Source organism: Singulisphaera rosea (assembly GCF_054877945.1).
In genome coordinates, this window is sequence record NZ_JBTYIP020000032.1 from 108,332 (window position 1) to 117,774 (window position 9,443).

The following is a 9,443-nucleotide window of genomic DNA, read 5'->3' on the forward strand; positions in this document are numbered from 1 at the left end:
TCACGAAACGGCAGCAGTCCACTCTCTGGACGATGGCCCGCTCCAGTACCTGTCCCCAGCAGACTTCCGAGGACCTCGCGGATGTGCGTCAGCTCACCCCCGCACAGGTCCCTCAGTGCCTCGACGGAGAACGACTGAAATGCGGTTTCCGTGAGTTATCCTTCCGCCGACATCGCACGCTCGCTTCCGAAACTCCAGGCGAGGAGGGCCTCGCGAAGAGGGCCTAGCTTGAGCGGCTTCGTGAGATAGTCGTCCATCCCGGCCGCCAGGAACCGCTCCCGGTCCCCCTGCATCGCATGCGCCGTCAGGGCGATGATTGGGGCGTGCCGGTCGGACCCCCGCTCGCGCTCGCGGATCGCGGCCGTGGCGGCGAGTCCGTCCATCTCCGGCATCTGCACGTCCATCAGGACGACGTCGTGGCGGCCGCGACCGAGGGCCTCGATCGCCTCGCGGCCGTTGCAGACGGACTCCACGACGCAACCGAGCCGCTCCGCCAGTCGGGTCGCCACCATGCGATTGACCTCGTTGTCCTCGGCCAGGAGGATTTTGAGCGCCAGGGGCGGCTTCCTTCGCTCGTCGTCAACGTATCGCGGATGGGTATGGAGGGGGACGGGCGAGGCGACAGCCCGGCGGAGGATGTTGTAGAGCTGCGAGCGTCGGATCGGCTTCGTTAGCCGTGCGGCCCAGAGGCCGGGGTCGAATTCCACGCCCCCTGCGGGCGAGCTGAGCGAGGAGAGGAGCACCAGCGGGACACCGGCATGGCGCGGGATGGCTTTGATGACGCGGGCCAACTGCTCCCCGTCCATGCCCGGCATCTCCTGATCGAGGAAGATGAGCCCGAATCCTTCATCCCCGTCATTCGACAGGAGCCTGGACAGGGCATCGACGCCGGAGGCGGACACCTCGGGTCGGCAATCCCAGGAGCGGAGCGTCTCCCGGAGGATCACGCGGTTGGTCTCCTCGTCGTCGACGACCAGCACGCGGAGCCCCTGCAACCCTTCGGCCGACACGTCGGGCTCGCCTTGCCCCCTGCCGAGGGAGACTTCGAACCAGAAGGTGCTCCCGAAGCCGGGGCGGCTCTCCAGGCCGATCCTCCCCCCCATGAGCTGCGTGAGCTTCTGGCAGATCGCGAGACCGAGACCCGTGCCGCCGTATGAGCGGCTGTTCCCGCCCTCGACCTGCATGAAACTATCGAAGATATCGGCCTGGTGGTCCTCGGGGATGCCAATGCCGGTGTCCCGGACCAGGATTCGGAGCTTGGCGAATGGTCCGTCATCGGCGATCAATTCCGCCCCAAGATCGACCGTGCCGAGGTCGGTGAACTTGACGGCGTTGCCGACCAGGTTGGTGAGCACCTGGCGGATGCGGACCGGGTCGCCCACCAGTCGGCCGGGGACATCCGGCGCCACCCGGCAGCGGATTTTCAGGCCCTTCTGTTCGGCCATGGTCGCGACCAAGTCGACCACCTCTTCCATCACGGTGCGAAGGTCAAAGTCCACCGCCTCGATCTTCAGCTTGCCGGCCTCGATCTTGGAAATGTCGAGGACGTCGTTGATGACCGTGATCAGGGCCTCGCCGCTGGTGCGGATCGTCTCGGCGTAGCGGCGCTGGAGATCATTGAGCTGGGTGTCCAGGAGCAGGTCGGTCATGCCGATCACGCCGTTCATGGGCGTCCGGATCTCGTGGCTCATGTTGGCGAGGAAATCCCCCTTGGCCTGAGTGGCCGCGACCGCCTGATCGTGGGCTTGTCGGAGTTCCTCGTGCTGTGCCCTTCGCTCGGTGATGTCCTGCGACGTGCCCTGGAGCCTGACGACCCGACCGCTCGCGTCGCGGATCGCCTCGCCCCTGGCGATGATCCAATGATGGAGGCCGTCTTCGCGGGTCATCTCCAGCTCGACCTCGTAGGGCTCCCCGATCTCGAGGGCCCTGGCCACCACCGGTTTCAGGAGGGCGAGGCTCTCCGGGGTGTAGAGCTGGTCGTGCTCTGCATAGCGGGGCGGCGGCAGGGCCGGGTCTCGACCCGCGATCCGATAGAGTTCGTCCGACCAGTTCACGACGTCCGCGACCGGGTCCCACTCCCAACTGCCGACCCCGGCCAGCCGTTGCGACTCCCTCAATGCCGCCTCGCCCCGCCGGAGCGATTCCTCGGACGCCCTGCGTTCGGTGATGTCGCTGTTGACCTCGAGGACCGCCCCGCCGTTCGAGCTGTCGCGATCAACCACCCAGCGGCTCGCGACGACGATGTGGACCCCATCCCGACGGACGTGGTTCAGCTCCCCGTCCCATGACCCCAGCTCCTCGAGCTCCGCCTCGATTTCGGCCAACGGCCTCGGGAAACGCGTCTCCAGCAGTTCGTGGGAGATGTGTCCCACGGCCTCCGCGCCGGTCCATCCATAGAGCCGCTCTGCCCCCTGGTTCCAGGAGGAGATCACGCCCGCCCTATCGCGGACCAGGATGGCGTCGTGAGCCTGATCGATGAGCCGGGCTTGCAGTCCCAACTCGACGGTCCGCTCGCGGACCCGCCGCTCCAGGTCCTCATTCGCCTGCCGGAGACGTTCCTCGCTGTCCTGAAGCGCCTCCTCGGCCCGCTTCTGCTCATCGATGTCGGTATTCGTTCCGAACCAGCCGAGCACCTGGCCGTCGGCACTTCGGGTAGGCACAACCCGGGTGAGGAACTTGCGGAACTGGCCGTCGGCTCCCCGGAGCGGAAAGACCATGTCGAACCGCTCGCCGTTGGCGATCGACCCGCTCCAGCGTTCCATCACCGCCGGGAGCACCTCGGGGTCGTGGACCGATTGCCACCCCAAGCCTTCCATCTGCTCGGCGGTCGTGCCGGTGTAGTCGTACCAGGGCCGGTTGTACCAGAAGATGTGGCCGTCGGGCCGAGCCATCCAGGCGAGTTGCGGGATCGACTCGGCGAGCAGGCGGAACTTCTCCTCGTCCCGCCTCCGCGTTGCCTCCGCTAGCTTGTGCTCGCTGATATCACGGGCGATCTGGGAAACGCCGAGGATCCGGCCGTCAGGATTTCGGATCGCAGAGATGGTCAAAGCGACGTCGATCCGACGCCCGACCCTATTCAACCGCACCGACTCGAAATGATCCACCCGCTCTCCGCGTCCGATCCGCTCCAGGATAGCCGCCTCCTCGTCGAGGCGGTCGGGGGGGAGGAGGAACTCGATCGGGCGGCCGATCGACTCGGCGGCCGAGTAGCCGAAGATCCGCTCCGCGCCGACGTTCCAGGACGTGATGACCCCGCCGAGGTCCTTGCCCACGATCGCGTCCTCGGACGACTCGACGATCGTCGCGAGGTACGCCCGGTCGACCTCGAAGCGTTTTAGGTCGTCGAGCGCGCGGGTCAGCTCCGCCGTCCGCTCGGCGAACACCCGCTCCAGCTCGATCGGGCTCCTCATCGCCAGGAGGGCTGGCCACGCCTTGCGGAGCGACCAGGCCGTCCAGCCCGAGACCAGCCCGGTGGCCACCAGGACATGCCCCGAGAGCCGGTACAGCGGGTAGAAGAACGCGAGCATGTCGAGGAAATGGCCCAGCCCGCAGAGGCCGATGAACAGCGCGAAGGAGCGGATGACCCCCCGGAAGGGCGACCATTCCGCTCGTCGCACCCCCAACCGCCAGATCATCAGCGGCATGGCGATGTAGGCGAGCCAGACCATGGCATTGCCCGCGACGTGCTCCCAGACGAGCCAGTCGGGCCAGAGGCCGCAGACCCTACGCGGGACGAATCCGTCGGAGCTGAACATGCGACCTAACGCGTTCGCGGACCAGGACATGATGAACGACTCCGTTGGCGAAGGTCGCTAGACTGATGTTTCGCATTCGAGGGCCCAGGGACTGACTAACTCTCCAAACTGACCTGGATGGGCCAGCTTACCGGTCGCCAGGAGTTCCCTCACCAAGCCGGGCAAGGTGTTAAGTTGTCCGCTTTTTGGGTTCTCCCGCACTTTCGATGATGGCGGCCTCGCGAATCTCGGCGTGCACCGCCGACTCGTCACGGCGGATACCCTTGTCGAACCGCCGCAGGTCCGGGTTGGAGGAGGCCTCGCCTCGGGCCAGCCAGTCGGTCAGTGTCTCGTGCGGCCACTTCCGGATCAGGTCAGCGAACCCTTCCGCCAGGTCCAGGGCCGCGGTCAAATCGTCGCACCGGACGCGGGTGACATCGAGCTCCGCCCAGGTCGTCGCGATGGGCCAGGCCCGGTCTCGCGCGCAAGGGATGATGGCGAGCACGCCACCCTCCATCTCCATAGTACGCGTTTCCGTGTCCCTGCGAATCCGAGCAGGAGCGAGTTTGACGCGGAGTTCGATCCTTGGATCCCGGTCGTCGACTCTCGGGAGATGAGGTGAACCATGATTCAATCCGGACTGAACCGCGGAGGAGTCTGCCCGAATCACTCGTGCGAGGAACCGAGCATTCGCGTCCTACGCCACGTCCTGCCCCGCAGCACCCTTGCCGGAGTGCGACCGGGTTGCCCGCGCAGCCCCAGTGGACGAGGTCCGCCGGGCGCTCCGGGATCGCCCGGCGGCATTGCCTCTCAAGCAGGTCGAGCCGACCCCGGTACCCGTTCGGGCCAAGGTCAGGCCGACAAAGGCACCGCGGCAGTTCACCCCCATGATCGACGACCGCGCCGCTTGACTCGAGGTCCGGGGATCCGAATCGGGTGCTATGTTCCTCCGGCTCGACCGGGCGGCCAAAGGGCCCGACCCTCTCACCGGTGAGTCCTTCCGGCAGATCGTCGGGCCGATCTCGCCCCTGGCAGACCTCGAATCCGGACACCTCCGGCATATCGATGTCGACGATTACCAGGTCGGGGACGCTCTCCGCCGCTCGCTCCAGCGCCGACTGGCCATCGCCGGCCACGGCGACCCGCTGGCCCTCCCCTTCCATCACCATTCTTACAATTTCGGTGATCGCGGGCTCGTCGTCCGCGACCAGGATGAGGCGGAGTGTTCGCTCCGTCGCGGTCGTTCGCCGTCTCCAGCATTGGATTACGCCCTGTCTTAATCGGCCCGGTCCAGCACCGTGCGGACCTTGGACGCCAGCGCGAAGGGTGTGAACGGCTTCTGGATGAAGTTCATCCCCTCTCGCAGCACCCCGTGCCGGATGACCGCATCGTCCGTGTATCCGGACATGTACAGCACGCGCATCCCGGGGTATTGCTCGGTCATATGCTCGGCGACGGCCCGGCCGCCTGCACCGGGCATGACGACATCGGTGATCAATAGGTTGATGGGGCCGTCATACCCCGCCGCCACCCGGACGGCCTCGTCTCCATTATTCGCTTCCAGCACCTTGTACCCGCATTGGGCGAGGACGTAGCTGGTCAGGGTCCGCACCCCGGCCTCATCCTCGGCCAACAGGATCGTTTCCGTGCCGTGAGAAAGGGGAGGCTTCCGGGACGGGGCTTTCGAGACCTCGGACGCCTTCTCCACTCGGGGCAGGTAGACCTTGAACGTCGTGCCGATCCCGACTTCGCTATACACTACGATGTGGCCGCCGCTCTGCTTGACGATCCCGTACACGGTGGCCAATCCGAGCCCGGTGCCCTTGCCCGGCTCCTTGGTCGTGAAGAAGGGCTCGAAGATATTCGCCAACGCGTCCGGGGGTATGCCACTCCCGGTGTCGGTCACGCTCAGGAGGATGTGCTCGCCTGCGCGGGCGCCTTCGTGGGTGCGGACGTAGGCCGCATCCAGCTCGATATTCTGGGTCTCGATCGTCAGCCGGCCTCCCTCGGGCATCGCGTCCCGGGCGTTCACGGCCAGGTTCAAGAGCACCTGCTCGAGCTGCCCGAGGTCGGCACGGACCGCCCAAGGCTCGGATTCCAACGTGGTGGTCAGCCGGACATCCTCCCCGATCAGCCGACGGAGCATCTTGTCGGTGTCGGCCAGCACCTCGTTCAGGTCGAGGACCTGCGTGGCCAGGACTTCCTGGCGGCTGAACATCAGGAGTTGACGAGTGAGCCCGGCCGACCGCTCCCCGGCCTTGTAGATCTCGGAGATCAGCTTCCGGGACGGGTCGTCCTGAGGGAGCCTCTGGAGGAGCAACTCGCTGTAACCGTTGATGATGGTGAGGAGGTTGTTGAAATCGTGGGCCACGCCCCCGGCGAGTTGACCGAACGCCTCCATCTTCTGGGCCCGTCGGAACTGGTCTTCCAGGCTCTTGCGTTCGGTGATATCCGACCACGAGGCGACGATCTCCGGATGTTGATCGGTCGCATCGCGGATCAGCCGCCGCTCGTCGCGCAACCACCGGTAACCGCCGTCTTCGTGGCGGAAACGGTACTCCTGGTTCGTGCGACCGTGGCTGAATAACGTCGTGTGGGCCTCCGCGTCGACCCGGTCCCGGTCTTCCGGGTGGAGACGTTCCAGCCACCAGTTCGGGTCCGATACCACGTCGGGTTGGTACCCGAGCACATCCCGCAGGTTATCGCTGATCCAACTGATACCCTGGATTTGATCGTCGGCGACCGACATCGTGAGAAGGACGGCGGGGCTGGACGCCACGACGTGCTCCAGCCGTTTCTGTGACGCTCGGAATTGCTCTTCCAGGCCCCGCCGGGCCGTGACGTCCGAGAGGACGCCGACGAAGTTGGTCAACCGCCCGCCCGCGTCGCGGATCGGGGAAATCGACATCTCGTTCCAGAACGGCGTCCCGTGCTTCTGATAGTTCAGCAACTCGACCGTGCAGGCCTCCTCGGCCCGCACCGCGGCGCGCAGCCGGGCCGTGGCCGCGGGATCGGTGTCCTTGCCCTGGAGGAACCTGCAGTTCCGGCCGAGGGCTTCCTCGAAGGTATACCCGGTGATCCGCTCGAATCCGGGGCTGGCGTAGACGATCGGGTTGTCCGGCCGGCCAGGGTCGGTGATGAGCAGGCCCTGGGTGGCCGCCTGGATGGCCCGGTCCCGCAACCGAAGGTCCGCCTCCGCTCGGTATTGGTCGGTCACGTCGGTATGCACGCCGACCCATTCCCGGATCGCCCCGCCGGGGGCGAGGATCGGCACGGCCCGTACCGACATACAGCGGTACACCCCATCCGCCCGCCGGAGCCTGTGTTCCACCCGATATTCCCGACGCTCCGCCATCGACGTCGCCCACGCCCGCGCGCTGTTCTCCCGATCGTCCGGGTGGACGGCGTCCAACCACCCCCACCCCCGGTGTTGTTCGACCGCCTGACCGGTGAATGCCGTCCACCCCGGCTGCTCCGAATCGAACGCCCCCGACGACGGAGAATCCCAGACGATGGAAGTGGTCGCTGCGATCAAGGTCCGGTATCGCTCCTCGCCGACCCGGAGGGCCTCCTCCGAATGTTTGCGCTCGGTGATGTCTTCCGTGAACATGATGATCCCGCCGACTTCGCCGCTCGGCAGAAGCCAGGGTCGGATCTCCCAGCGGATCCACTGGACCGAGCCGTCACCCCGATCGAACCTGGCCTCTTCGCAACGGTCGGTCTCCCCGGCCAGGCAACGTTGATGGATCTCCTTCCAATAGTGCGGAGCGTCGGGGAACAGCTCGTAGTGGCTCAGCCCGGTGATGTCGCGATCCCCCAGGCGGTAATCGGTCATCCATCGTCGACTGACGTGGAGGTATCGCATGTCCCTGTCCAGCATGGCGATTGGCGCCGATACGTACTCGACGAACAGGCGGAGCCGCTCCTCGGTCGCCCCGAGGGCCTCCTCCGCCAGCTTGCGAGCGGTGATATCCCGGCCGATCCACGAGTACCCGACGTTCCGGCCGTCCCGATCCCGGAGGTGGGACCCGGTGATCGCCACATCGACCCGCTTACCGTCCTTGCGAAGCCGTACCGTCTCGAAGTGCTCGATCCGTTCGCCGCCTTCCAGCCGATCCATGATCCGGGCGACTTCGTCCGCACGGTCGGCCGGGACGATCAGCGATACGTGACGGCCGACCGCTTCCGCCGCCGTCCACCCGTAGAGCCGCTCGGCGGCGGGGTTCCAGGAAGTGATCATGCCCTCGCGCGACTTGGAGAGGATCGCGTCATCGGAGGACTCCACGACGCTGGCCAGGAGTAATGCGGCCTGCTCCGTCCGGCTGAGCCGCTGCAACTCCTTGCGGGCCCGGACTCGTTCCGTCACATCCTCGAAGGCGAGCAGGACCATTGACGCGCCATCGTCGGCGTCGAAGACGAGGTGGGCGTCGAGCAGCAGGACCTTGATGCCAACGTGCGGGAAGTCGTGTTCGATTTCGAAATCTTGGAAGGTCTCGCCGTCTCGATTGACCGCGTCCAGCACCCCCCGCAGCACCGCGATATCCCACTGGCCCCCGCCCAATTCGTGCACGAGGTAGCCTTCCGTATCCTCCTTGGTGACACCGAAGGTACGGTAGAACGCGGCGTTCCCCCGGCGGACGCGCAGGTCACGGTCCAGGATCAACAGCGGGTGGCGGACGGACTCGACGATGCTCGTTGCGAAGCCACGCATGCGTAGGGGGCCCTCTCTGCTGGGCAGAGAATAGCTCGGAGGTCCGGATAGAAATTTCTTCTTCCGAATCGGGTGAGAGGCACAGTCGACCACCGGTCGCGGGTCGGGATGTCATCCGTTAAAGGAGTGCGACGGACATCAATTGGATTCTCAGCAGCCTTATTAGTTCAAATTTAGTGCACATGCCGTGCCATTGCTAAAAATTTTTAGTTATATTAACAGATATCGAACAATATGGCGAGTCGGAATCGTGCACGGGGCGAGTGGCGAGAGAGTTCCCGGAGGTCGGAGGATGCCATGGATCAGCTCCTATCGGGGCTTGTCGACGATGATCGCCGATGAGCCCCACCCTAACGAAGCCTTCGCGGACCGTGGCATGAGTCGGCGACCCGGCGGGGCGCGGATGCTGGAGAACGCGGGCCAATCGGAGGCGACTCGCCGTGGCACGCATGGCCGAGCACAGAGGCATGAGCCGAAACAAGCGGAGGATCCGCTGGCGAGCCGGTCCGCCGCCGCGACTAACGTCGCTCGTCCCAATCGGGATAACTCCGCCCAGCAGGCGGACTGGTCGGAAAGGGCCTTCTAAATAGCCTTGTCGAATTCCGGGACGCGCGGGGTCATGCGACATTCGCCTTGGCATAGGTGTGACGACCACGTCGGTTTCGTGCCGCGAGGTACCTTCGCTCTTCTACCATCAATTCCGCCATCGTCGCGCAGCGGTGGTTGCGAGTGACGTTGTCGTGCAAGTCCTTCCAAATGCGCTCGATCCGATTGGGATCAGGGCAGTAAGAGGCTATCCGGTAACTTTTTCCTCAATTTCCCGGAATTTAAAGGCCGCACGCTTCCTCTTCTCATCCTTTTTTAATAGTCTGAGCATTCGATGAATTGAACTGATTTTGATCATCGCCTCGCTCGACTCCGTACGCACCTCGTAGTCGCGGCTATGCCTACGATATCGACCCAGCCACGCGAACGTCCGCTCCACCGTATACCTCTGC

Annotated in this window: 4 protein-coding genes and 2 pseudogenes; 1 reads left to right on the forward strand and 5 read right to left on the reverse strand. The window is 65.3% G+C overall.

Annotated features, from left to right (window positions below; translation table 11 throughout):
• Positions 1-155 precede the first annotated feature (155 nt).
• From ACYOEI_RS34770 to ACYOEI_RS34785, 4 genes and pseudogenes are all read right to left on the reverse strand, one after another.
• Entirely contained in the window at positions 156-3,785 is a 3,630-nt protein-coding gene (locus ACYOEI_RS34770; RefSeq protein WP_462854826.1) for a PAS domain-containing hybrid sensor histidine kinase/response regulator, read from the reverse strand.
• A 139-nt stretch (positions 3,786-3,924) separates the two neighbouring features.
• Positions 3,925-4,257 (reverse strand): hypothetical protein, encoded by a 333-nt coding sequence (locus ACYOEI_RS34775; RefSeq protein ID WP_462854837.1) that lies wholly within the window; start codon positions 4,255-4,257, stop codon positions 3,925-3,927.
• Positions 4,258-4,822: 565 nt separating this feature from the next.
• Positions 4,823-4,903 (reverse strand): annotated as a pseudogene (locus tag ACYOEI_RS34780) (hypothetical protein); the annotation flags it as partial.
• 107 nt (positions 4,904-5,010) lie between these two features.
• Positions 5,011-8,445 carry a PAS domain S-box protein gene (locus ACYOEI_RS34785; protein ID WP_462854828.1) on the reverse strand — a complete coding sequence of 1,145 codons (3,435 nt, stop codon included), beginning with the start codon at positions 8,443-8,445 and terminating at the stop codon, positions 5,011-5,013.
• Between the two features lie 292 nt (positions 8,446-8,737).
• Between ACYOEI_RS34785 and ACYOEI_RS34790 the strand changes: the two genes are divergently transcribed.
• On the forward strand, positions 8,738-9,031 hold the full coding sequence (locus tag ACYOEI_RS34790) for a hypothetical protein (protein ID WP_462854829.1): 294 nt from the start codon (positions 8,738-8,740) through the stop codon (positions 9,029-9,031).
• A 207-nt stretch (positions 9,032-9,238) separates the two neighbouring features.
• Here ACYOEI_RS34790 and ACYOEI_RS34795 read toward each other — a convergent pair.
• Positions 9,239-9,443 (reverse strand): annotated as a pseudogene (locus ACYOEI_RS34795) (hypothetical protein); the annotation flags it as partial.

Coding starts and splice junctions, on each gene's coding strand:
- ACYOEI_RS34770 (WP_462854826.1), bottom strand. CDS start 3,785: ATGTCCTGGTCCGCGAACGCGTTAGGTCGCATGTTCAGCTCCGACGGA.
- ACYOEI_RS34775 (WP_462854837.1), bottom strand. CDS start 4,257: ATGGAGATGGAGGGTGGCGTGCTCGCCATCATCCCTTGCGCGCGAGAC.
- ACYOEI_RS34785 (WP_462854828.1), bottom strand. CDS start 8,445: ATGCGTGGCTTCGCAACGAGCATCGTCGAGTCCGTCCGCCACCCGCTG.
- ACYOEI_RS34790 (WP_462854829.1), top strand. CDS start 8,738: ATGCCATGGATCAGCTCCTATCGGGGCTTGTCGACGATGATCGCCGAT.